A 23,185-nucleotide genomic window follows, 5' to 3' on the forward strand; every position below is an offset into this window, starting at 1 on the left:
GCCACCTCATATGGCTACACTGCGCAGGTGGAGCGGGCGCAGGAAGCGCTCGCCGGAAATAGAAGATCGCCGTGTCTGCCAAACGCCGTATCTGATGGAGAGTATTGCGTGCTTAAGAACCTGGGCATCAAAGGCCGAGTCCTCCTGCTCACCCTGCTGCCGACCACGCTGATGGCGCTGGTGCTGGGCGGGTATTTCACCTGGTTGCAGCAATCGGAACTGCAAAGCCAGCTGCTGCAGCGTGGCGAAATGATCGCCGAACAGTTGGCCCCGCTGGTGGCCCCGGCTCTGAGCCGCAACGACAGCGAACAGTTGGAGCGGGTCGCCGCCCAGGCCCTGGAGCAGACCGATGTACGCGCGGTGTCATTCCTCGGCGCCAATCGCGAGCAACTGGCCCATGCCGGCCCGAGCATGCTCAACCAGCCGCCCACCGGCAACAGCAGCCACATGCTGCAACGCAGCGGCAACGATGCCACCCGCTACCTGCTGCCGGTGTTCGGACGGCATCGCAGCATGGCCGGCGAACCGGTCCCCGACGAGGCCGACCGGCTGCTGGGCTGGGTCGAGCTGGAGCTGTCGCACAACGGCATGCTGCTGCGCGGCTACCGCAGCCTGTTCGCCAGCCTGCTGCTGATCGCCACCGGCCTGCTCGGTACCGCGCTGCTGGCCCTGCGCATGAGCCGCACCATCAATGCCCCGATCAGCAAAATCCGGCAGGCCGTCGCGCAACTCAAGGATGGCAACCTGGAAACCCGCCTGCCGGCGCTCGGCAGCCAGGAACTGGACCAGTTGGCCTCGGGTATCAACCGCATGGCCGAGACCCTGCAGAACGCCCAGGAAGAGTTGCAGCACAGCATCGACCAGGCCACCGAGGACGTGCGCCAGAACCTGGAAACCATCGAGATCCAGAACATCGAACTCGACCTGGCACGCAAGGAAGCCCTGGAAGCCAGCCGGATAAAGTCCGAATTCCTCGCCAACATGAGCCACGAGATCCGCACCCCGCTCAACGGCATCCTCGGCTTCACCCACCTGCTGCAGAAAAGCGAGCTGACGCCGCGCCAGCTGGATTACCTGAGCACCATCGAAAAGTCCGCCGACAGCCTGCTGGGCATCATCAACGAGATCCTCGACTTCTCGAAAATCGAAGCCGGCAAGCTGGTGCTCGACAGCATTCCGTTCAACCTGCGCGACCTGCTGCAGGATACCCTGACCATCCTCGCCCCGGCGGCCCATGCCAAACAGCTGGAACTGGTCAGCCTGGTCTATCGCGACACCCCGTTGTCATTGATCGGCGACCCGCTGCGACTCAAGCAGATCCTCACCAACCTGGTGAGCAACGCCATCAAGTTCACCCGCGAAGGCACCATCGTCGCCCGGGCCATGCTCGAAGAGGAACACGAGGACAGCGTGCAACTGCGCATCAGCGTGCAGGACACCGGCATCGGCCTGTCGAGCCAGGATGTGCGGGCGCTGTTCCAGGCCTTCAGCCAGGCCGACAACTCGCTGTCCCGGCAACCCGGCGGCACCGGCCTTGGCCTGGTGATCTCCAAGCGCCTGATCGAGCAGATGGGCGGCGAGATCGGCGTCGACAGCACGCCGGGCGAAGGCTCCGAGTTCTGGATCAGCCTGAGCCTGCCCAAGACCCGCGACGATATCGAGGACCTGCCCGCCGCGCCGCTGCTCGGTCGACGCGTCGCCGTGCTGGAACACCACGAACTGGCGCGCCAGGCCTTGCAGCACCAACTGGAGGACTGCGGCCTGGAAGTGATTCCGTTCAACAGCCTGCCGGGCCTGGCCAACGGCGTCACCGGCACCCACCAGACCGAACAGGCCATCGACCTCGCAGTCCTCGGCGTCACGGCCCAGGACATGCCGCCAGAGCGGCTGAACCAGCACATCTGGGACCTGGAACACCTCGGCTGCCGGGTGCTGGTGTTGTGCCCGACCACCGAACAGACCCTGTTCCATCTCTCGGTGCCCAACCCGCACAACCAGCTCCAGGCCAAACCGGCCTGCACCCGCAAGCTGCGTCGGGCTCTGTCGGACCTGATCGCCCCGCGCCCGGCACGCCTGGAGCCCAGCGAACCGCTTGGCAGCCGGGCGCCACGGGTGCTGTGCGTGGACGACAACCCGGCCAACCTGCTGCTGGTGCAGACCCTGCTCGAAGACATGGGCGCCGAGGTGCTGGCGGTCGATAGCGGCTACGCGGCGATCGATGCGGTACAGCAGGCCAGTTTCGACCTGATCCTGATGGACGTGCAGATGCCCGGCATGGACGGTCGGCAAGCGACCGAGGCGATTCGCCAGTGGGAAAACGAACGGCAAAGCGCCGCGCTGCCCATCGTCGCCCTGACCGCCCACGCCATGGCCAACGAAAAGCGGGCGTTGTTGCAAAGCGGCATGGACGACTACCTGACCAAGCCCATCAGCGAACGCCAACTGGCCCAGGTGGTGCTGAAATGGACCGGTCTGGCCCTGCGCAACCAGAGCCAGGAACGTGGCGGCGACGCCGGCAGCAACGCTGCCGAGCTGCTGGTGCTCGACCCGGAAGAAGGCCTGCGCCTGGCTGCCGGCAAGGCCGACCTGGCCGCCGACATGCTGGCGATGCTGCTGGCCTCGCTGGATGCCGACCGCGAGGCGATCCGTTCAGCCCGCGAGGCCCAGGACAACAATGGCCTGATCGAGCGCGTCCATCGCCTGCATGGCGCCACCCGCTACTGCGGCGTACCGCAGTTGCGCGCGGCCTGCCAGCGCAGCGAGACCCTGCTCAAGCAGGACGATGCCAACGCCCACCAGGCCCTGGACGAGCTGGACATGGCGATCGCCCGCCTGGCCATCGAGGCCCGGGTCAGCGCCTGATCCACGGCAATACACGCCCAGGTGAGCGGCGCTAGGCTGCCGGTCACTTTCGAAAGGAAAATCGTCATGCGTGGAATACTCTTCAGCAGCCAGACCTACGACCGCGACAGTTTCCAGGCCAGCGCCCCGCCCGCCGGCCTCGAACTGCACTTCCAGGCCGCGCGCCTGAGCGTGGATACCGCGCCTCTGGCCGAGCGGCACGAGGTGGTCTGCGCCTTCATCAACGATGACCTGAGCGCCCCGGTACTGGAACAACTGGCCGCCGGCGGCACCCGCCTGATCGCGCTGCGTTCGGCCGGCTACAACCACGTCGACCTGACCGCCGCCCGGCGCCTGGGCCTGAGCGTGGTCCGCGTACCCGCCTACTCGCCCCACGCCGTGGCCGAACATGCGGTGGCGCTGATCCTCGCGCTCAACCGTCGCCTGCACCGGGCCTACAACCGTACCCGCGAGGGCGACTTCAGCCTGCACGGACTGACCGGCTTCGACCTCGCCGGCAAGACCGTCGGCATCGTCGGTACCGGCCAGATCGGCGCGACCTTCGCACGGATCATGGCCGGCTTCGGCTGCCAGTTGCTGGCCTACGACCCCTACCCGAACCCGGAGGTCCTGGCCCTCGGCGCCCGCTACCTGGAACTGCCGGAACTGCTCGCCCAGTCGCGGATCATCAGCCTGCATTGCCCGCTGACCGCCGACACCCGCTACCTGATCAACCGCGACAGCCTCGCCCACCTGCAGCCCGGGGCCATGCTGATCAATACCGGGCGCGGCGGCCTGGTGGACACGCCGGCCCTGATCGACGCGCTCAAGGATGGCCAGCTCGGCTACCTCGGGCTGGACGTCTACGAGGAGGAGGCCCAACTGTTCTTCGAGGACCGCTCCGACCTGCCGCTGCAGGACGACGTGCTGGCGCGGCTGCTGACCTTTCCCAATGTGATCGTCACCGCGCACCAGGCCTTCCTGACCCAGGAAGCCCTGGCGGCGATCGCCGCCACCACCCTGGACAACATCGCCGCCTGGCAAGCCGGCCGGCCGCAGAACCTGGTGGAGGGCTGATCGGCGGGAAAGCCCGGCCAACCGGATCGAAGGTCGCAAGCGGCTGCCATCGGTCGGGCCTCTGCGTGCTAGCATATCGGCCATATTTGGAGGACCCATGGTCGAACACGATTTCCGCTACAGCCTGATGAACCCGCAACACACCCTGACCGAATGCCGCGCCCTGGTGCCGGGTCGCTACCAGGTCACCGGCAACGGTGGCTCGATCCGCATCGACGACGTGCTGCTGGTCACCCTCAAGGGCAGCCGTGACCTGTCCATGCGCCTGACCGTCGAAACCGTAAGGCACCTGATCAACCCGCCCGGGCAGTGGACCGCCATGGCCCGTGGGCCGGTGTTCGGCGAGTTGGCCATCCACCAGTGGCAGGTCAATTGCGACAGCTGCGCCAAACAGTTGGACTTCGAATTCGCCGTGGACGCCAAGCTCGGCACCCCGGCACAGAAACCCGCAGCCACGGCCCGTATCGCCGAGCTGGGCTGGACCACCCAGGGCGAGAAGCACCTCTGCCCGAAATGCCAGGAGGCAATATGATGAAACAAGCGGTGATTCTGGGGATGCTGGCCACCAGCCTGTTGGGCTGTGCCGGCGACCGTGTGCACCTGCAACAGGATCACAGCTATGTGCTGGAGTGGATCGGGGAACGTCCACTGATCGACAACAGCCACCTGACCGTCACCCTTGGCGATGACGGCCGGGCCTATGGCAGCGGCGGTTGCAACCACTGGTTCGCCCCCTACACCCTGGACGGCGACAACCTGAGCTTCGGCAAGGTCGGCAGCACCCGCAAACTCTGCGCCCCTGCCCTGATGGAGCAGGAGAAACGCTTCCTGCAGGCGCTGGAAAACGTTCAGCGCTGGGACATCTCCCCCGTCGAACAGGTACGCTTCTGGCCAGCCCAGGGCCAACCACTGCGCCTGTGGTCTGAAGAAGGCTGACGGCCCGGCCGTTGCGCGGCGCCTTCACCCAAGGCGCCGTGACGTCTGCCGGGTTAGCGCTCAGCCCTTGAGCGCCTTGAGTTTCGCCAGCACACCGGCCGCGGTCTGCTCGCCCATCAGTTGCTCGCGCACCTTGCCCTTGTCGTCGATGATGTAGGTCACCGGCAACGCCTCGCTGCGAGGCAGCTCGAAAAAATCCGCCGGGTCCTGCGCCAGCACCGTGAACCTGATCCCCAACGCTTCGGCCGCCTTGGCCAGGTCATCGCCCTGCAAACCGTCGAAGTTGACCCCGAACACACCCACCGATTGCTCCTTGAGCTGTTCGGAGAGGGCGTTGAGCTCGGGAATCTCGGTGCGGCACGGGCCGCACCATTCCGCCCAGTAGTTGACCACCTTCCAGTGCTTGTCCAGGCGCTCGGCCGCCACCTTCTGGCCGTGCTGGTCAACCCCGTAGTCATTACCGCAACCGCTGAGCAGCAGCGCGCCCATCATCGCCAGTACGGCTGCCAATCGCCTTGCCATGTGTGCAATCCCCCGTCAAATGAGTCATCGACTGCGACCATTTACCTCGTACGGTTCAGGAGCGCTCGCCAGGCAGGTAGAATACCCGCCACCTTAGGCAAGATGCGACCCGCACATGACCGATCTGACGCTCTATCACAACCCGCGCTGCTCGAAATCCCGTGGTGCGCTGGAACTGCTCGAAGCCCGTGGCCTGGCCCCGACCGTGGTGCGCTACCTGGAAACCCCGCTCGACGCGCCCCAGTTGCGCAGCCTGCTGGGCAAGCTCGGCATCAGCGCCCGACAACTGCTGCGCAGCGGCGAAGACGAGTACCAGAGCCTGAACCTGGCCGACAGCCAGCTCGGCGAGGAGCAATTGATCGCCGCCATTGCCGCCCATCCGAAGCTGATGGAACGGCCGATCCTGGTCGCTGGCGACAAGGCCATCATTGGCCGGCCGCCGGAGAAGGTACTGGAGATCCTGCCGTGAGCGAGCCGTACGTTCTGGTGCTGTTCTACAGCCGCAACGGCTCCACCCGCGAAATGGCCCGGCAGATTGCCCGTGGCGTCGAGCAGGCCGGCCTGGAGGCACGCCTGCGCACCGTTCCGGCGATCTCCAGCGAATGCGAGGCGGTGGCGCCGGCCATCCCCGAGGAAGGCGCGCTGTATGCCAGCCTCGACGACCTGAAGCACTGTTCGGCCCTGGCGCTGGGCAGCCCGACCCGCTTTGGCAACATGGCGGCGCCGCTGAAGTACTTCATCGACGGCACCAGCAACCTGTGGCTGACCGGCGCCCTGGTGGGCAAGCCGGGTGCGGTGTTCACCTCGACCTCCAGCCTGCACGGCGGCCAGGAAAGCACCCTGCTGTCGATGCTGCTGCCCTTGCTGCACCACGGCATGCTGATCACCGGCCTGCCCTACAGCGAATCGGCACTGCTCGATACCCGTGGCGGCGGTACGCCCTACGGTGCCAGCCACCACACCGGCAGCGATGGCAAGCGCCCGCTGGACGAACATGAAATCGCCCTGTGCCGCGCTCTCGGCCAGCGCCTGGCGAAGACGGCGTTGCAACTGGAGAAAGGTCGTGGCTAGGAAGCCCAAGGTACTGCCCAGCCAGGAGTGGCTGGAACCGCGCGTCAGGTTCGGCCGCTGGCTGGCCCTGGCGTGCTTCTTCGGTTTGATCGGTCTGCTGTGCCTGTATTACCTGGTATTCGCCGACCTGCACGGCGCCCGCCCCTGGGTGATCCTGCTGATCGAACTGGTCCCGCTGCTGCCCCTGGTACCGGGGATGCTGACCGGCAGTGCCCGCGGTCACTCGTTCACCTGCTATGTGGTGAACCTGTACTTCATCAAGGGTGCGCTGGCGGCCTTCGACCCGAACCGGCAGGTGTTCGGTGTACTGGAAATGGCCGCGAGCCTGGCAGTGTTCTGCAGCGCGATGCTGTATGTGCGCTGGCGCCACCAGTTGAACCGGCGCCTGGCCGGGGAAGGCCTGCCACAAACGGCTTAGTGAAACGCTGTGGGAGCAGGATCAGTGGTTGACGGTGAACGCCAGCATCATCGACAACTGGCACATCGGTCGGCCACTCTCGGCATGCCACTGGTTGAAGGCGTCCTGGACGATCGCCAGGTCGCGCAGGCTGGTCGGCACCTTGTCGATGATGTCCTGGGCGTTGAGCGCCGCCACCACGTCATTGCTCGGCACGAAGGTGTCCTTGCCGACCATCCGCAGCAGCCGCGGTGCCGACAGGCCGCCGAGCTGATGCCCGTGCCTGGCCAGGTACTTCCACAGACCGGTGATCTCGGTCACCGGCCAGTCGGCGATCAGGTTGCCGAAGCTGCCCTTCTCCTTCGCCACGTCCAACACCATCTGCGCATTGCGCGGCACGCTCTTGAGCTTGCCCAGGTGACGGATGATCCGCGTGTCCTGCATCAGCCGTTCCAGGTGCTCGGCGCCCATCAGCACCACCTTTTCCGGATCGAAGCCGAAGAACACCTGCTCGAAGGCCGGCCACTTGGCGTCCACCAGGCTGTGCTTGAGCCCGGCACGGAACACCCGCAGGGCGATCAGCGACAGGTAGCGATCATCGCCTAGCGCACGCAGTTGCTCCGGGGTCCGGGGCACCGGCAGTTGCGCCTCCAGCGCCGCTGCCGAACCGAAACGGTTCAGGCAGTACTCGTGCAGCCACTTGTAGTCGCGCATGCCGCTTCCCTTACAGGTTCACGACATTGACGAAACGCGAGGCGGCGGTCTCGTCGATACGCAGGCTGGCGAAATCGAACAGGTTGCGGTCGGCCAGTTGCGACGGGCTGACATTCTGCAGGCCGCGGAAGATGTTCTCGGTACGGCCGGGGTTCTTGCGCTCCCACTCCTGCAGCATTTCCTTGACCACCTGGCGCTGCAGGTTTTCCTGGGAACCGCAGAGGTTGCATGGAATGATCGGGAATTGCTTGAAGTCCGAGTAGGCCTGGATGTCCTTCTCGCTGCAGTACGCCAGCGGCCGGATCACCACGTTGCGGCCATCGTCGGCCAGCAGCTTGGGCGGCATGGCCTTGAGCGAACCGTTGTAGAACATGTTGAGGAAGAAGGTCTCGACGATATCGTCGCGGTGGTGCCCCAGGGCCATCTTGGTCGCACCGATCTCGTCGGCGAAGGTATACAGCGTGCCACGGCGCAGGCGCGAGCACAGCGAGCAGGTGGTCTTGCCTTCCGGTACCAGCTCCTTGACCACCGAGTAGGTATCCTTCTCGACGATGTGATACTCCACACCCAGCTCTTTCAGGTAGGCGGGCAATACGTGCTCGGGGAAGCCGGGCTGCTTCTGGTCCATGTTCACGGCCACGATGTCGAACTTGATCGGCGCCACTTTCTGCAGGTGCATCAGAACGTCGAGCATGGTGTAGCTGTCCTTGCCACCCGACAGGCAGACCATCACCTTGTCACCGTCCTCGATCATGTTGAAGTCGGCGACTGCCTCGCCCGCCTGCCGGCGAAGGCGTTTCTGCAGTTTGTTCTGATTGACCGAAAGAGTGCCCATAGCCCTTGAAATCCGCGCGGTGTGTCGAAAAAGGCGGCTATTTTACGCACAAACCGAGCGGGGTGGGAGTGGAGCGGACGGATGCGGGCTTGCCGGCGGGGCTTTTGCTGCACTCAAGCGGGCAAGCCCGCTCCCACAAGGCCTTGGCAGTCCCTGAAACGCTGATCCCGTGGGTACGGGCTTGCCCGCGAAGCCCTCTGGGGTACTTCACCAAATGCTACAACGCGATTACAGCCACGACCGACAGTGCGATTTGCTCTAAAACCCCGGTTTTATTGGCCCCAGCCCTTTCTATACTGCGACATAAGGTCGCAGACATATCCAGACCTCCGATTACTCTGGCCGTCTGTCCCGGCGCTCCGTTTGGGGGGCGATGGTAATAACGAAAGGAGTGACTGAGATGATCCATCACGTTGTGGGACTGTTCACCCATCCTGATCAGGAATGGCGGGAGATTCGTGGCGACGCCGAGGAAAGCATCGGCCACATGTACCTCACCCACACCCTGATTCTTGCCGCGATCCCTGCGGTCTCCGCCTTTATCGGCACCACCCGGGTCGGCTGGGTCATCGGCAACCGGGCGCCGGTCATGCTGACCCAGGAAAGCGCGATCTGGATGACCATCATGTCCTACCTGGCCATGCTTGCCGGGGTGGCGGTGATGGGCGCGTTCATCCACTGGATGGCCCGCACCTACGACGCCAACCCCACTCTGTCGCGTTGCGTCGCCTTTGCCACTTACACCGCCACCCCGCTGTTCATCGGCGGCCTGGCAGCGCTCTACCCGCACATGTGGCTGGGCATGATCGTCGGCACGGCGGCGATCTGCTACACCGTCTATCTGCTGTACGTCGGCCTGCCGACGTTCATGAACATACCTTCGGACGAAGGTTTCCTGTTCTCCAGCTCGGTACTGGCCGTCGGGCTGGTCGTGCTGGTGGCGATCATGGCCTTCACCGTGGTCGTCTGGGGCCTGGGAGTGGGCCCGGTCTATACCAACTGAATAACCAGAAAACTGCCGACACGGGCCGCCGCAAGGCGGCCTCTTCATGTCGGCACGACCATTCGGCGCCTGACGGATTCGGAATCGCCGGGGTTTGCGGCATACTCCACGTCTCTGGAGAGATGTACAGCATGCCCGAGCAACTCAATACCCGCGTCGAAGACTGTTTCCTGCAAGCCGAATCCTTTTTCAAACGATCCTTCAAACGCCCCACCATCAGTCTCAAGCTGCGGGGCCAGAAAGCCGGTGTCGCCCACCTGCACGAGAACCTGCTGCGCTTCAACCCACAGTTGTACCGGGAGAACAGCGAGGACTTCCTGCGCCAGACCGTACCCCACGAGGTCGCCCACCTGATTGCCCACCAACTGTTCGGCGACCGTATCCAGCCCCATGGCGAGGAATGGCAACTGATCATGCGCGGCGTCTATGAACTGCCGCCCAACCGCTGCCACACCTATGAAGTGCAACGGCGCAGCGTGACCCGCTACATCTATCGCTGCCCCTGTGCCGACAGTGATTTCCCCTTCTCGGCCCAACGCCATCGGCTGGTAGGCCAGGGGCGCCGTTATCTGTGTCGGCGCTGCCGGCAGACGCTGGTGTTCAGTGGCGAGGTCCGCGTCGAGTAATCGGCAGGACCAACACCGGCCCTTGTGGAAGCGGGCTTGCCCGCGAAAAAGCCGGCACGGCCCCTCCCCTGGCTCAGCCCAGCACACCCGCCCTGCGCAACGCCACGATCCCCTCGTCGCTGTAGCCCAGCCCACGCAATACTTCATCCCCATGTTCGCCCACGCCGGCCCCGATATGCCTGGGCTGCGGCAACCCCTGGGAAAACTTCAGCGGACACGCCATCTGCGCCTGGCTGCCGCCCTCTCCACGTGGCACCTGCACCACGGCGCCCCGGGCCTTCAGTTGCGGGTGCTCGACCGCCTCGGCCAGATCCAGCACCGGTTCGACGCAGGCATCGATGCCGGCAAACAACCCGCACAACGCCTGGTAGTCATGCTTCTCGAACTCCTCTTGCAACTGCTGCTTGAGCCACTGTTGTCGCGCAGGGTCGGGCGACAGCCCATGGCGGGCCAGTTCCGGACGCCCCAGCACGCCACAGAACGCATTCATGAAGTTCGGTTCCAGACTGCCGACAGAAAACCAGCGCCCGTCACGACTGCGGTAATAGTCATAGAAACTGCCACCATTGAGCACTTGCGTCTCCCGTCCCGGCTCGACGCCACAGGCCAGAAAACCGGCGCCAGCCAAGGCATTCAGACTGAACGCGCAATCGGTCATGCTCACGTCGACGTACTGCCCCTGCCCCGTCTGCTGCCGGGCGATCACCGCCGCCAGCAAGCCGACCACCCCGTGCAGGGAGCCCCCCGCCACATCCGCCACCTGCATTGCCAACGGCAAGGGCCCGCCCTGCGCCCGCCCGGTGTAGCTGGCCAGCCCCGACAATGCCAGGTAGTTGATGTCATGCCCGGCGCGATCACGATAGGGCCCGGTCTGACCGTAGCCGGTGATCGCCACGTAGATCAGCCGCGGATTGAGGCGCTTGAGCGCTTCATAGCCCAGGCCCAGGCGATCCATCACACCGGGACGGAATTGCTCCAGCAGGATGTCGTACTCGAGCACCAGTCGATGAACGATCGCCCGCGCTTGGGCCTGCTTGAGATCCAGGGCCAGGCTGCGTTTGTTGCGATTGAGATAGGCATGGCTGGCGGCAACACCCTGGTCGTGAGGGGGCAGCACCCGCAACAGATCCTGGCGCGTGGGCGATTCGATGCGCAGGACCTCGGCGCCCATGTCCGCCAGCAACAACGAGGCGAACGGCCCCGGCAGCAGCGTCGAGAAATCGAGAATCTTCAGCGAGGCCAGCGGGCCCGCTGCCGGCACTTGCACGGTCTCTTGCACGGATTCCCGCATAGCCACCTACCTGATCAGCGCGATGCCTCAAAGACTAGGCAGCCGATGGCTCGACGGCAATTACCACAACGCTCGGGAAGACTGACGCAAACGCTCATCGACAGGCATGAAAAAACCCATCCGAGGATGGGTTCTTTCAACTTGCGCAGAGGCTTACTTGACGTTTGGCGCCTGGCCTTCGGCCACGCCCAGGTCGTCCAGGGTGCGCTCGTCTTCGATCGCGCGACCACCGGAAGCCAGTTCCGCGTGCAGCTTGTCTTCGTCCAGTTCCTTGACCCACTTGGCCACGACCACGGTCGCCACCGCGTTGCCCACCAGGTTGGTCAGGGCACGGGCTTCGGACATGAAGCGGTCGATACCCAGGATCAGCGCCAGGCCGGCAACCGGCAGGTGGCCGACGGCGGACAGGGTGGCGGCCAGTACGATGAAACCACTGCCGGTCACGCCAGCAGCGCCCTTGGAGGACAGCAGCAGCACCAGCAGCAGGGTGATCTGGTGAGTGATATCCATGTGGGTGTCGGTCGCCTGGGCGATGAACACGGCCGCCATGGTCAGGTAGATCGAGGTACCGTCGAGGTTGAACGAGTAGCCGGTTGGAATCACCAGGCCCACGACCGATTTCTTCGCGCCCAGGCGCTCCATCTTCACCAGCATGCGTGGCAGAGCCGATTCCGAGGAGGAAGTCCCCAGTACGATCAGCAGTTCCTCACGGATGTAGCGAACCAGCTTCAGCACGCTGAAACCGTGGGCACGGCAGATGGCGCCCAGTACCAGCAGCACGAACAGCACGCAGGTGATGTAGAAGCAGATCATCAGCTGGCCGAGTTGCACCAGCGAGCCCACGCCGTAGGCGCCGATGGTGAAGGCCATGGCACCCAGCGCGCCCAGTGGCGCCAGTTTCATGATCATGTTGATGATGTTGAACATCGCGTGGGCGAAGCGATCGATCAGGTCCAGCAGCGGACGGCCGTAGTCGCCCAGGCGATGCAGGGCGAAGCCGAAGATCACCGAGAACATCAGCACCTGCAGGATGTCGCCGTTGGCGAAGGCACCGACGATGGTGTTCGGGATCACGTTCAGGATGAAGCCGACCACGCTCTGGTCCGCACCGGCAGTGACGTAGGCAGCGACTTTCTTGGCGTCCAGGGTGGCGACGTCGATGTGCATGCCGTTGCCCGGCTGGACAACGTTGACCACGATCAGGCCGATCAGCAAAGCGAGGGTCGAGACGATTTCAAAGTAGAGCAGTGCATAACCACCGGTCTTGCCGACCGATTTCATGCTTTGCATGCCAGCGATACCGCTGACCACGGTGCAGAAGATGATGGGGGCGATGACCATTTTGATCAGCTTGATAAAGCCGTCACCCAGTGGCTTGAGGGCCACGCCGGTCTGTGGGTAGAAATGGCCGAGCAGGATACCGATAGCGATCGCTACGATGACCTGGAAATACAGCGATTTGTACAGTGGCTGACGAGTCGTCATTGCAAAGTTCCTCAAGAGATCACCCAGCTGTCATCCATCTGACAGATGCGCAACCTGAAGCACGAACCCTCCTGCACCGGAGGGATTTGTTGTTTGTCGAACTGCGTGGGCAGACCATTCCCCTATCGCAAAGCGCGTGCCACTTTCGGAAAATTCCGTCAAAGCCTTTAGCCATCAGGCTTTCAGTCGTTTTCTGTCAGCCAGCCCTTACAGAATAGATGGCGGATTTCCGCCCTTCCACTGTCAGCAGCCATGGATTTTGGCGGATATCCGCCTTGTTCCGCGTCAACATCCCTGACTAAGATCCGCCATTCAACGGACATGGACCGCCCCATGCGTGAACGCAGCATCGCCAGCCACTTTGCCAATGCCGCCCTGGATGGCGCACGTCGCCGGGGCTACGCCTACTCGGGCTTGCTGCAACGACTGGGCATCGCCCCGGAGCTGTTGAGCGAACCCAAGGCACGCCTGGCCCCGGAGCAGTTCACCCAGTTGCTGCAAGGCCTGTGGCTGGAACTGGATGACGAATACCTGGGGTTCGGCCAGAGTCGCAGCCAGCGCGGCACCTTCGCCATGATGTGCCACGCGCTGATCCATTGCAGCAACCTGGAAAAGGCCCTCAACCGCGGGTTGCTGTTCTACCGGCTGTTTCCCGAAGGGCCGCTGCTGAGTCTTGCGCGCGAGGGCGACAAGGTCCGGCTGAGCCTGGATGCCTCGAATCTCTGGGACCCGGAACATTTCCTCTGCGAATGCCTGCTGGTGATCTGGCATCGCCTCGGCAGTTGGCTGGTCGGCCAGCGCATCCGCCTGGAACAGGCCACTTTCCACTACCCGCGTCCCGCCCATGCCAGCGAGTACGACCTGCTGTTCCCCTGCCCGCTGGAATTCTGCGCCCCCACCAGCAGCCTGCTCTTCAGCAGCCGTTACCTGGGCATGCCGTTGTTGCAGGACGAACGGACCCTCAAGCAGTTTCTGCGGCGGGCCCCGGCCGACCTGCTGGCCCGCCCCGATGACGGCGACAGCCTGAGCAGTCAATTGCGCCGCCTGCTCAGCCGCGACGCCAGCCGCTGGCCGGACCTGGAGGCCGTCGCCCAGCATCTGCACATCAGTGCCCAGACCCTGCGACGGCATCTGCGCGAGGAAGGCACCCGCTTCCAGGAGCTCAAGGATCAACTGCGGCGGGATATCGCCATCTACCATCTGGGCCGTAACGACCTGTCGTTGCAACAGATTGCCGAGCAACTGGGGTTCTCCGAGCCCTCGGCGTTTCACCGGGCATTCAAGAAGTGGACCGGCCTGACCCCGGGCGCCTACCGCGCCCAGGAGTTGTAGGCCATCAGGGCGTCGGGAAGTGGATGCGGAAAGATGCCCCGCCCAGGGGTGAGTCACCCAGGGTCAGCTCGGCGTCGTAGCTTTCGATGATGTCCTTGACCACTGCCAGGCCGATCCCCTGCCCCGGATGCTGGCGATCCAGACGTTCGCCGCGCTGGAGAATCCGCGCCCGCTGGTCCGGCGGCACCCCGGGGCCATCGTCCTCGACATACACCTCGATCCCCTGCAAACCACGGCGCAGGCTGATGCGCACCTGGCTCAGGCATAGCCGGTAGGCGTTTTCCAGCAGGTTGCCGAGCAGTTCCAGCAGGGCGCCCTGCTCGATCGGCACATGGCTGAACTCGGGCACATCGATGTCGACCCGCACCCGCTTGTCACGGTAGACCTTGTCCAGGGTGCTGCAGAGGCTGTCGAGCACCGGCCGCAGCTCGACCTGATGTCGCACCAGGCCGCTCTTGCGCAGGCTGGCGCGCTGCAACTGGTAGCTGATCTGCTGGTTCATGCGCTCGATCTGGCTTTGCAGGATCCACGCCTGGTCGCGGTCCTGCGGACGCTGCGCCATCCCCTCACTGACACCTTGCAGCACCGCCAGCGGCGTTTTCAGGCTGTGGGCCAGGTCGTCCAGGGAATCGCGATAGCGGCTGCGCTGCTCGCGCTCGCTACGCAGCAGGCGGTTGAGGGAGCCGGTCAGGCGCAACAGCTCGCGCGGATGCTCCTCGCTGAGGCTCTGCAGTTCACCGCTTTCGATCTCGTCCAGTTCCTGGCTCAGCCGCCGCAACGCCCGCAGGCCCCAGGTCAGACCGATCCACAGCAACGCCAACAGCACCGACAGCGCCGCGCCGAAGCCCAGGTAGAGCTTCTCGCGCAGGCCGGCGAGGGTCATCTTGTATTCACGCATCGGCTGCAGGGCGACGAAGCTGTAGGCCGCGCTCTTGCCGCCCAGCAGCTTGACCTCGACGTCATAGACGAAGAACTCGTTGCCGTTGTCTTCGCGGATCTTCGCGAATTCGTTGCCCCGGCCGTCATAACGCGGTTTGTAGTTGATGTTCTCTTCCTGGGTCGCCCGCGAGCGCCAGACCAGGCGACCGTCGCGGTCGTAGATATAACCGAGCAGGCGACTGTCCGGCAGGTTGAACTGCTCGTCGGGCAGCAGGGTGGGCATCTGCAGTTGCTTCTTGTTGTCCACCCGCGCCGCGGAAATCAGCGTGGTGACATCCGAGGCCAGCCGCTGCTCGATAGCGTCCTGCAAGGCCAGACTGAAGGCCCCCTGCATCGCGGGCAGCAGCGCCAGCATGAACAGAATCGCCAGGGTCGTGGCGGCCAGCATCAGCCGCACCCGTAGCGAACGAATCATCGGCAGCGCTCGTTGAACATGTAGCCCAGGCCACGCACGGTATCGATCGGCTTGAAGCCGACCGGCCCCTCCAGCTTGCGCCGCAGGCGACCGACCAGCACCTCGATCACGTTCGGATCACGCTCATCGTCATCCGGGTACAACTGTTCCATCAGACGGTCCTTGGCGACCACCTGCTGATGGTGGCGCATCAGGTACTCGAGGATCCGGTACTCATAGGCCGTCAGGGCCAGCGGCTGCTCATCGAGCGAGGCCTGCTTGCGGTTGAGGTCGAGCAACAGGGGACCGGCGGTAATGGTCGACTGGGTAAAGCCGCTGGAGCGCCGCAGCAAGGCGTTCATCCGCGCCTCCAGCTCCTCGAACTGGAAAGGCTTGACCACATAGTCATCGGCCCCGGCGGCCAGCCCCTCGACCTTGTCCTGCCAATTGCCGCGAGCGGTCAGGATCAGGATCGGGAAGGCCTTGCCACGGGTGCGCAACTGGCGGATCAGGTCCAGCCCGCCCATGCCGGGCAGGCCAAGATCGATCACCGCCAGGTCATGATTGAACTGTTCGGTCTGGTACAGCGCCTCATCGGCATTGCCCACCGCCTCGACCACATGGCCGCTGTCGGTCAGCCGGGTCTGCAAGTGATGGCGCAGCAACGCCTCATCTTCTACCACCAGCAACTTCATAACGCTCTCCAACGATACGGGCATTGCATCACCACTAACGGTAACTCAGTTCTGCCAAAGTGTTTCGTAAAAGATACGGCCAACCAGCACTTGCAAACCCGGCGCATCATCACCGTTACAGGGTACCCAAGTGGCCCTGAACTCCCCCTGAACACAGCCCGAATCGAATTCGCCACTATCCAGCCCCGGCCCGAGCCGGCAGAATGTCCGGCATGAATCCACCCCATATCCTCCCCGCCTGCTGCACACCACTCGACGACCATTGGCCGCTGCCCGTGGCCGTGCCCCACAGCGTGCTGCTGGGCACCCACTTCGACCCGACACGACTGGCGCCGGACGACTTCCAGCGCAGCCGGATCGCGGCGCCGGCGAGTATCCAGCGCTCAGTTGCCAAGCGCCAGGCCGAATTCCTCGCCGGTCGCATCTGCGCCCGCGCCGCGCTGTTGAAGCTGGACGGCACCGACTGCGTACCGGCCATCGGGGAAGACCGCGCGCCCGTCTGGCCAGGCCATACCTGTGGCTCGATCACCCATGGCACCGGGCGGGCCGCCGCCATCGTCGCCGACAAACAGCACTGGCGCGGCCTGGGGATGGACCTGGAAAACCTGTTGCCCCACGAACGGGCCGAACGCCTGGCCGGCGAAATCCTCACGCCGGACGAGTTGCAACGCCTGGCGGCCGGCCCCGCCGAACGGGTCTCCCTGGCGGTGACCCTGACCTTCTCGGTCAAGGAAAGCCTGTTCAAGGCGCTGTACCCGCTGGTACTGCAGCGTTTCTATTTCGAGCATGCCGAAGTGCTGGAGTGGGACACACGGGGGCAGGTGCGGATGCGCCTGCTGACCGACCTCTCCGGCGAATGGCGCCAGGGTACCGAGCTGGATGCCCAGTACGTGGTGCAAGGGGAACATCTGCTGAGCCTGGTCAGCATTGCGGCCTGAATCCGGCGGTGCTCCTCAGACTTTCTCCTGATGCCGCGGCCAGCTCAGGCTGAAACAGGCCCCGCCCAGGTTCTTGCTCTTGCCGATCAGCGCCCGCCCATCGTGCCAGTGAATGATCCGCCGGACGATCGACAACCCCAGCCCATGCCCGCCCGAAGCCCGCGTACGGCTGTTGTCCAGGCGCATGAACGGGGTGAAGATCCGTTCCCAGGCACTCTCCGGTACGCCGGGACCGTCATCCTCGACATCGATCCGGCAACGCAGTTGCCCCACCTGGTAACTGATGCTGACCTGGGACTGCGCATGGCGCATGGCATTCGTGACCAGGTTCTGCAGCGCCCGGTGCAGGTAGCGCGGCTCGGCCTCGACCCAGGCGTCGTCACAGTCTGCCGCCGACAGGCAGATGCCCCGTGAAACCCGGACCTCGGCGCGCAACGGCGCCAGTTCGCCGATCACCTGGTTGACCATGGCATCGAGATCGATACGCTGAAAGTTCAGCGCCGGCGAGCCCTGCTCCAGCCGCGCATAGGTGAGCATCTCATCCACCAGGCGATCCAGGTCCTGGATATCGTTGTCCATCCCTTCCAGGTATTTGACGCGGGCCTGCTCGGTGGCCGCGTCCCCGACCATTTCCAGGCCGAAACGCAGGCGCGCCACCGGCGTACGCAGCTCATGGGAGACCGCCCGCACCAGCTCGCGCTGGATCATCAGCGAACGTTGCAGGTGTTCGGCCATGTCATTGAAGGCCCCGGCCAGGCGCCCGATGGAATCCGCACCGCCGGCCGGGACGCGGGTTTCCAGGCTGCCCTGGGCGATTCGCGTGGCGGCCGAGGCCAGGCCACGCAAGCGCCGCTCCAACTGGCGGACCAGCAGGTAGACGATCAGGCCGATCAGGCTCAGCCCCAGCACCGCGATCAGCACCAGCCACTGCGGCGGATAAGGGTTCATCTGGTACAGCGGGCCGATCTCCAGGACCCAGGGCGTTCCCGCCACCCCGGCAAATACCCGGATCGAATCACCGCCCTTGCCCAGGGCCATGACCGTATCACCCTCGGTGATGCGCCGGCGCTGGTCCTCATCCATGTCCGCCCGGTCGAGCCCCACCAGGCGCATGTCGAAGCCGAAGCCCTTGTCCGTCTGCAAGGCGGCCAGGCGGGCCGGCTGCTCGGCGACCGGGTAGCGCACCAGCTCATCGGCCAGCAGATAAATGGTGGCCCGCGCCAGTTGCTCGCTGATCTGCTGGACGTCCCCGGCCAGCAGCAACTGCTCCTGCTCACTGATCAGGCGGTAGACCCGCGCGGCATGCGGGCCGCTCTGTACCACCAGGGCCTGGCCGCGCAGCACACGGGTGCGCTGCCCGAGATCGAGGCCGGCGGCACTGATCGACTGCAGCGACAGCGGGATACCCAGCAGGCGCTCCCACACCACCAGGGCCCGACGACGCTCGATGTCGGCCATCGGCTGCAGGTTGTCGGCCATCAGTGAAAAGGTCCCGTGGGCCAGCCGCTCGCGGTACTGCTCGCCACGTACCTCGTTGAGCAGGTGAAAGGCCAGCACGCCAAGCAGCGCCACCAGCACCAGGGCGGCACACATGCCGCCATAGATGCGCAGGAAGATCGAGTTCACAGGACCCGTTCTGCCGCCGCTTCCGGCACGAACAGATAGCCCTTGCTGCGAATGGTCTTGATCAGCCGCGGGTGTTCGGGGTCATCACCGATCTTCGGGCGGATGCGCGAAATGCGCACATCGATGGAGCGGTCCTGGCCGTCGTAGCCGATCCCCCTCAGCGCGGTGAAGATCTCTTCCCGGGACAGAATCCGCCCGGCGTTGGCCACCAGCAGCCACAGCAGGTCGAATTCGGCACTGGTCAGTTCGATGCCGGCCTGGTCCAACCAGGCCTCGCGCAGGGCCTCATCGATCACCAGCGGGCCGAACTGGAGGCGGCGGACCGGCGGCGTGGCGCTCTCGGACGGCTCGCTGCGCCGCAGCAACGCCTGGATCCGCGCCAGCAGCAGGCGCGGGCGTACGGGCTTGCAGACGTAGTCGTCGGCGCCCAGGTCCAGGCCCTGGATCTGGTCGAGGTCGTCGGTACGCGCGGTGAGCATGAGGATCACCCCGTCATACGTATCACGGACCCTGCGGCAGATGCTCAGGCCGTCCTCGCCGGGCAGCATCAGGTCGAGGATCACCAGGTCCGGCTGCTCGCGCACGATCCGCTCGACCGCCAGGGCGCCGTTGCCCTCGATGGAAACCCGCAAGCCATTGCCCTCGAGGTACTCGCGGGTCAGTTCGGCCAGACGCTCGTCATCCTCGACTATCAATACCTGCCAGGCCTCTTGCTCCACGGGCTACCTCTACGTACGCATATCGGTTGGGAAAGGCTCCGCCCGTCTTTTTGTAATGATTCGGGCGGATGATCAAAGCATGTGACCGGCCGATTGTAGCAACGGTGCGGCAATAGCACACAGGCTTGAATCAGCACTCGGTAACAGGCTTTTTCTGTGATAGGGTTCGCGCCCGCAAAAATCCGTCACGGACGTTTGCAGGCGGTAAAAAACAGTGACAAACGGTCCGATGCAGTGCTGCTGCGGCCTACGCGCGACTTCAGCCTTTCATACACAAATTACGCACAGTCTTATCCACAGGTAGTCCGTTGCAATCCCCCCCAAAAACGCATTATCTTGTACCCCCGTGGAAAAAAAACCCTACATCTAGGGTTTCTCCACCTCAAGCCCCAACATATTTCGGACGAAAAACTCAAGCTTTTTTCTTGCTCCCGAGGGGTTGAACTAAACAGATTTTTCGAAGACCAAACCGCGCCTGCGGATGGCAGCCTTTTCCCCCTGTTGCGCGGGAAAACGGTACGGGTGTTGCAGTAGCAAGCTGTCAACCACCAGGAATTCGGCAGCGGGTCGCTGACCCGCCGCCAGCGAAACTTCGGCAAGGAAGCGGAGCCAAAAGCCCCCTTCCTACTGTCCCGAAGTGGTTATGCCCGACGACACTCGTCGGTTGTAGTGCTTCAGGACGGAACGGTGGGCACCGTCATGGTGCCCAAACAAACATAAAGAACGTGGAGACACCCATGCAAACCGACACAACTCGCGAGAACCCGCAGGGCACTGTGCCGCAGGCTTCCGATTCGAATCTGGATCTGTCCGCCACCGCGCCAGGCCAACTGCGCGTGATCAAGCGTAACGGCACTGTCGTTCCTTACACCGATGACAAGATCACCGTCGCCATCACCAAAGCGTTCCTTGCAGTTGAAGGCGGCACCGCCGCTGCCTCGTCGCGCATTCACGACACCGTGGCGCGCCTGACCGAACAGGTCACCGCCACCTTCAAGCGCCGCATGCCTTCGGGCGGCACCATCCACATCGAGGAAATCCAGGACCAGGTCGAACTGGCCCTGATGCGTGCCGGCGAGCAGAAAGTCGCCCGCGACTACGTGATCTACCGTGACTCGCGTGCCAAGGAACGCGCCACCCGCGCGCCGGCCGAAGAGCCGGTCAACGCTCACCCGTCGATTCGCATCACCCGCGCCGACGGCAGCCTCGCCCCACTGGACATGGGCCGCCTGAGCACCATCGTCAGCGAAGCCTGCGAAAGCCTGGAAGAGGTCGACGGCGACCTGATCCAGCGCGAAACCCTGAAGAACCTCTACGACGGCGTGGCCCTCAAAGACGTCAACACCGCCCTGGTGATGACCGCCCGCACCCTGGTGGAGCGCGAGCCGAACTACTCGTTCGTGACCGCCCGCCTGCTGATGGACACCCTGCGCGCCGAAGCCCTGGGCTTCCTCGGCGTGGCCGAAAGCGCCACCCACCACGAGATGGCCGACCTGTACGCCAAGGCCCTGCCGGCTTACGTCGCCAAGGGCATCGAGTTCGAACTGCTGAACCCGGTACTGGCCGAGTTCGACCTGGAGAAGCTGGGCAAGGCGATCAACCACGAGCGCGACCAGCAGTTCACCTACCTGGGCCTGCAGACCCTGTACGACCGTTACTTCATCCACAAGGACGGTATCCGCTTCGAACTGCCGCAGATCTTCTTCATGCGCGTGGCCATGGGCCTGGCGATCGAAGAGAAGCAGCGTGAAGAGCGCGCCATCGAGTTCTACAACCTGCTGTCGTCCTTCGACTACATGGCTTCCACCCCGACCCTGTTCAACGCCGGTACCCTGCGTCCACAGCTGTCGAGCTGCTACCTGACCACCGTGCCGGACGACTTGTCGGGCATCTACGGCGCGATCCACGACAACGCCATGCTGTCGAAATTCGCCGGCGGCCTGGGCAACGACTGGACACCGGTCCGCGCGCTGGGTTCGTACATCAAGGGCACCAACGGCAAGTCCCAGGGCGTCGTGCCGTTCCTGAAAGTGGTCAACGACACCGCCGTGGCGGTCAACCAGGGCGGCAAGCGCAAGGGCGCGGTCTGTGCCTACCTGGAAACCTGGCACATGGACATCGAAGAGTTCATCGAGCTGCGCAAGAACACCGGTGACGATCGTCGTCGTACCCACGACATGAACACCGCCAACTGGATCCCCGACCTGTTCATGAAGCGTGTCTTCGACGACGGCAAGTGGACCCTGTTCTCGCCATCGGAAGTGCCGGACCTGCACGACCTGACCGGCAAGGCCTTCGAAGAGCGCTACGAGTACTATGAAGCCCTGACCGAGTACAACAAGATCAAGCTGTTCAAGGTGGTCCAGGCCAAGGATCTGTGGCGCAAGATGCTCTCGATGCTGTTCGAGACCGGCCACCCATGGCTGACCTTCAAGGACCCGTGCAACCTGCGCAGCCCGCAGCAGCACGTAGGCGTGGTCCACAGCTCGAACCTGTGCACCGAGATCACCCTGAACACCAACAAGGACGAAATCGCCGTCTGCAACCTGGGCTCGATCAACCTGCCGAACCACATCGTCAACGGCAAGTTGGACACCGCCAAGCTGCAGCGCACCGTGAACACCGCCGTACGCATGCTCGATAACGTCATCGACATCAACTACTACTCGGTGCCACAGGCGAAGAACTCCAACCTCAAGCACCGTCCGGTCGGCCTGGGCATCATGGGCTTCCAGGACGCGCTGTACCTGCAGCACATCCCTTACGGTTCCGATGCGGCCGTGCAGTTCGCCGACCAGTCGATGGAAGCGGTGAGCTACTACGCGATCCAGGCTTCCTGCGACCTGGCCGACGAGCGTGGCGCCTACGAGACCTTCCAGGGCTCGCTGTGGTCCAAGGGCATCCTGCCGCTGGATTCGCAACAGATCCTGATCGAGGCCCGTGGCCAGAAGTACATCGATGTCGACCTGAACGAAACCCTGGACTGGGCGCCGGTACGTGCCCGCGTGCAGAAAGGTATCCGCAACTCGAACATCATGGCCATCGCACCGACCGCGACTATCGCCAACATCACCGGCGTATCGCAGTCGATCGAACCGACCTACCAGAACCTGTACGTTAAATCGAACCTGTCGGGCGAATTCACCGTGATCAACCCGTACCTGGTTCGCGACCTGAAGGCCCGCGGCCTGTGGGACTCGGTGATGATCAACGACCTGAAGTACTACGACGGTTCGGTACAACAGATCGAGCGTATTCCACAGGAGCTCAAGGCGCTCTATGCGACCGCGTTCGAAGTGGAAACCAAGTGGATCGTCGACGCCGCCAGCCGTCGCCAGAAGTGGATCGACCAGGCTCAGTCGCTGAACCTGTACATCGCCGGCGCCTCGGGCAAGAAGCTGGACGTGACCTACCGCATGGCCTGGTACCGTGGCCTGAAGACCACCTACTACCTCCGTGCCCTGGCCGCGACCAGCACCGAGAAGTCGACCATCAACACCGGCAAGCTGAACGCTGTTTCCAGCGGCGGCAACCACGGCGACGACTCGGTCCTGGCAGCTCCCGCTGCGGCGGCTGCGCCAGCCGGCCCGGCTCCAGTACCGAAGGCTTGCGCCATCGACGAGCCGGATTGCGAAGCTTGCCAATAAGTAAGCAAAGCCGGTGAGCGCCTAACGGCGCGAGCCTGAGAAACCCCCGCCAGGTCCTGGATCTGGCGGGGGTTTTCTTTTGCCCATTGGGAATTTT

Annotated in this window: 21 protein-coding genes; 12 read left to right on the forward strand and 9 right to left on the reverse strand. The window is 64.0% G+C overall.

Annotated features, from left to right (window positions below; translation table 11 throughout):
• Positions 1-108 precede the first annotated feature (108 nt).
• The 4 genes from ACMGT0_RS24785 (at position 109) to ACMGT0_RS24800 (ending at position 4,854) form a co-directional block, all read left to right on the forward strand.
• Complete coding sequence (locus ACMGT0_RS24785; protein ID WP_273825935.1) at positions 109-2,862, forward strand: response regulator; 2,754 nt, start codon at positions 109-111, stop codon at positions 2,860-2,862.
• Positions 2,863-2,928: 66 nt separating this feature from the next.
• Complete coding sequence (locus ACMGT0_RS24790) at positions 2,929-3,918, forward strand: 2-hydroxyacid dehydrogenase (protein WP_054063108.1); 990 nt, start codon at positions 2,929-2,931, stop codon at positions 3,916-3,918.
• A 97-nt stretch (positions 3,919-4,015) separates the two neighbouring features.
• Positions 4,016-4,450 carry a hypothetical protein gene (locus ACMGT0_RS24795; RefSeq protein WP_054057142.1) on the forward strand — a complete coding sequence of 145 codons (435 nt, stop codon included), beginning with the start codon at positions 4,016-4,018 and terminating at the stop codon, positions 4,448-4,450.
• Positions 4,450-4,854 carry an META domain-containing protein gene (locus ACMGT0_RS24800; protein WP_054057141.1) on the forward strand — a complete coding sequence of 135 codons (405 nt, stop codon included), beginning with the start codon at positions 4,450-4,452 and terminating at the stop codon, positions 4,852-4,854. The genes ACMGT0_RS24795 and ACMGT0_RS24800 overlap by 1 nt, the downstream gene beginning before the upstream one ends.
• Before the next feature lie 60 nt (positions 4,855-4,914).
• Here the strand turns inward: ACMGT0_RS24800 and ACMGT0_RS24805 are convergent, their stop codons facing one another.
• Positions 4,915-5,376, reverse strand: coding sequence for a TlpA disulfide reductase family protein (locus ACMGT0_RS24805; RefSeq protein ID WP_416770215.1), 462 nt, complete (start codon positions 5,374-5,376; stop codon positions 4,915-4,917).
• Between the two features lie 115 nt (positions 5,377-5,491).
• On the opposite strand from ACMGT0_RS24805, the gene arsC reads away from it, so the two are divergent.
• Genes arsC through ACMGT0_RS24820 form a run of 3 tightly spaced genes read left to right on the forward strand, consistent with a single transcriptional unit; the run spans position 5,492 to position 6,865 of the window.
• Positions 5,492-5,845 (forward strand): arsenate reductase (glutaredoxin), encoded by a 354-nt coding sequence (gene arsC / locus ACMGT0_RS24810; RefSeq protein ID WP_416770217.1) that lies wholly within the window; start codon positions 5,492-5,494, stop codon positions 5,843-5,845.
• Positions 5,842-6,447, forward strand: coding sequence for an NAD(P)H:quinone oxidoreductase (gene wrbA / locus ACMGT0_RS24815; RefSeq protein WP_054057138.1), 606 nt, complete (start codon positions 5,842-5,844; stop codon positions 6,445-6,447). The genes arsC and wrbA overlap by 4 nt, the downstream gene beginning before the upstream one ends.
• A complete protein-coding gene (locus tag ACMGT0_RS24820; protein WP_054057137.1) occupies positions 6,440-6,865 on the forward strand; it encodes a DUF2069 domain-containing protein in 426 nt (141 codons plus the stop codon). Before wrbA ends, ACMGT0_RS24820 begins: the two co-directional genes overlap by 8 nt.
• 21 nt (positions 6,866-6,886) lie before the next feature.
• Here the strand turns inward: ACMGT0_RS24820 and ACMGT0_RS24825 are convergent, their stop codons facing one another.
• Together ACMGT0_RS24825 and ttcA are read right to left on the reverse strand one after the other, a co-directional pair.
• The gene (locus tag ACMGT0_RS24825; protein WP_054057136.1) at positions 6,887-7,558 is read right to left on the reverse strand and encodes a DNA-3-methyladenine glycosylase I; all 672 of its coding nucleotides are present in this window, start codon (positions 7,556-7,558) and stop codon (positions 6,887-6,889) included.
• 10 nt (positions 7,559-7,568) lie between these two features.
• Positions 7,569-8,393, reverse strand: coding sequence for a tRNA 2-thiocytidine(32) synthetase TtcA (gene ttcA / locus ACMGT0_RS24830; protein WP_017902139.1), 825 nt, complete (start codon positions 8,391-8,393; stop codon positions 7,569-7,571).
• Between the two features lie 400 nt (positions 8,394-8,793).
• Here ttcA and ACMGT0_RS24835 point away from each other — a divergent pair, with 400 nt between their 5' ends.
• Both ACMGT0_RS24835 and ACMGT0_RS24840 read left to right on the forward strand, forming a co-directional pair.
• Positions 8,794-9,396, forward strand: a complete 603-nt coding sequence (locus ACMGT0_RS24835; RefSeq protein WP_054057135.1) for a Yip1 family protein — start codon at positions 8,794-8,796, stop codon at positions 9,394-9,396.
• A 131-nt stretch (positions 9,397-9,527) separates the two neighbouring features.
• The gene (locus ACMGT0_RS24840; RefSeq protein ID WP_054057148.1) at positions 9,528-10,022 is read left to right on the forward strand and encodes a SprT family zinc-dependent metalloprotease; all 495 of its coding nucleotides are present in this window, start codon (positions 9,528-9,530) and stop codon (positions 10,020-10,022) included.
• 73 nt (positions 10,023-10,095) lie between these two features.
• Here ACMGT0_RS24840 and ACMGT0_RS24845 read toward each other — a convergent pair whose 3' ends face one another.
• Complete coding sequence (locus ACMGT0_RS24845; RefSeq protein WP_054057134.1) at positions 10,096-11,313, reverse strand: CaiB/BaiF CoA transferase family protein; 1,218 nt, start codon at positions 11,311-11,313, stop codon at positions 10,096-10,098.
• A gap of 153 nt (positions 11,314-11,466) precedes the next feature.
• Complete coding sequence (locus ACMGT0_RS24850; RefSeq protein WP_054057133.1) at positions 11,467-12,798, reverse strand: dicarboxylate/amino acid:cation symporter; 1,332 nt, start codon at positions 12,796-12,798, stop codon at positions 11,467-11,469.
• Positions 12,799-13,131: 333 nt separating this feature from the next.
• On the opposite strand from ACMGT0_RS24850, the gene ACMGT0_RS24855 reads away from it, so the two are divergent.
• The gene (locus ACMGT0_RS24855) at positions 13,132-14,130 is read left to right on the forward strand and encodes an AraC family transcriptional regulator (RefSeq protein WP_054057132.1); all 999 of its coding nucleotides are present in this window, start codon (positions 13,132-13,134) and stop codon (positions 14,128-14,130) included.
• 4 nt (positions 14,131-14,134) lie between these two features.
• Here the strand turns inward: ACMGT0_RS24855 and ACMGT0_RS24860 are convergent, their stop codons facing one another.
• Both ACMGT0_RS24860 and ACMGT0_RS24865 read right to left on the reverse strand, forming a co-directional pair.
• On the reverse strand, positions 14,135-15,484 hold the full coding sequence (locus ACMGT0_RS24860; RefSeq protein ID WP_054057131.1) for an ATP-binding protein: 1,350 nt from the start codon (positions 15,482-15,484) through the stop codon (positions 14,135-14,137).
• Positions 15,481-16,158: a response regulator gene (locus ACMGT0_RS24865; RefSeq protein ID WP_054057130.1), complete on the reverse strand. Its 678-nt coding sequence runs from the start codon at positions 16,156-16,158 to the stop codon at positions 15,481-15,483. The genes ACMGT0_RS24860 and ACMGT0_RS24865 overlap by 4 nt, the downstream gene beginning before the upstream one ends.
• A gap of 212 nt (positions 16,159-16,370) precedes the next feature.
• Here ACMGT0_RS24865 and ACMGT0_RS24870 point away from each other — a divergent pair, with 212 nt between their 5' ends.
• Positions 16,371-17,096, forward strand: a complete 726-nt coding sequence (locus ACMGT0_RS24870; protein ID WP_416770221.1) for a 4'-phosphopantetheinyl transferase family protein — start codon at positions 16,371-16,373, stop codon at positions 17,094-17,096.
• A gap of 15 nt (positions 17,097-17,111) precedes the next feature.
• On the opposite strand, the gene ACMGT0_RS24875 is transcribed toward ACMGT0_RS24870, so the two are convergent.
• Both ACMGT0_RS24875 and ACMGT0_RS24880 read right to left on the reverse strand, forming a co-directional pair.
• Positions 17,112-18,722 (reverse strand): ATP-binding protein, encoded by a 1,611-nt coding sequence (locus ACMGT0_RS24875; RefSeq protein ID WP_273825927.1) that lies wholly within the window; start codon positions 18,720-18,722, stop codon positions 17,112-17,114.
• A complete protein-coding gene (locus ACMGT0_RS24880) occupies positions 18,719-19,441 on the reverse strand; it encodes a response regulator (protein ID WP_054057127.1) in 723 nt (240 codons plus the stop codon). The genes ACMGT0_RS24875 and ACMGT0_RS24880 overlap by 4 nt, the downstream gene beginning before the upstream one ends.
• 737 nt (positions 19,442-20,178) lie before the next feature.
• On the opposite strand from ACMGT0_RS24880, the gene ACMGT0_RS24885 reads away from it, so the two are divergent.
• Positions 20,179-23,088 (forward strand): ribonucleoside-diphosphate reductase subunit alpha, encoded by a 2,910-nt coding sequence (locus ACMGT0_RS24885; RefSeq protein WP_416770223.1) that lies wholly within the window; start codon positions 20,179-20,181, stop codon positions 23,086-23,088.
• The last annotated feature ends 97 nt before the right edge of the window (positions 23,089-23,185 follow it).

The organism is Pseudomonas sp. RHF3.3-3, assembly GCF_048069595.1.
In the GTDB taxonomy this organism is placed as follows: Bacteria; Pseudomonadota; Gammaproteobacteria; order Pseudomonadales; family Pseudomonadaceae; genus Aquipseudomonas; species Aquipseudomonas fuscovaginae_B.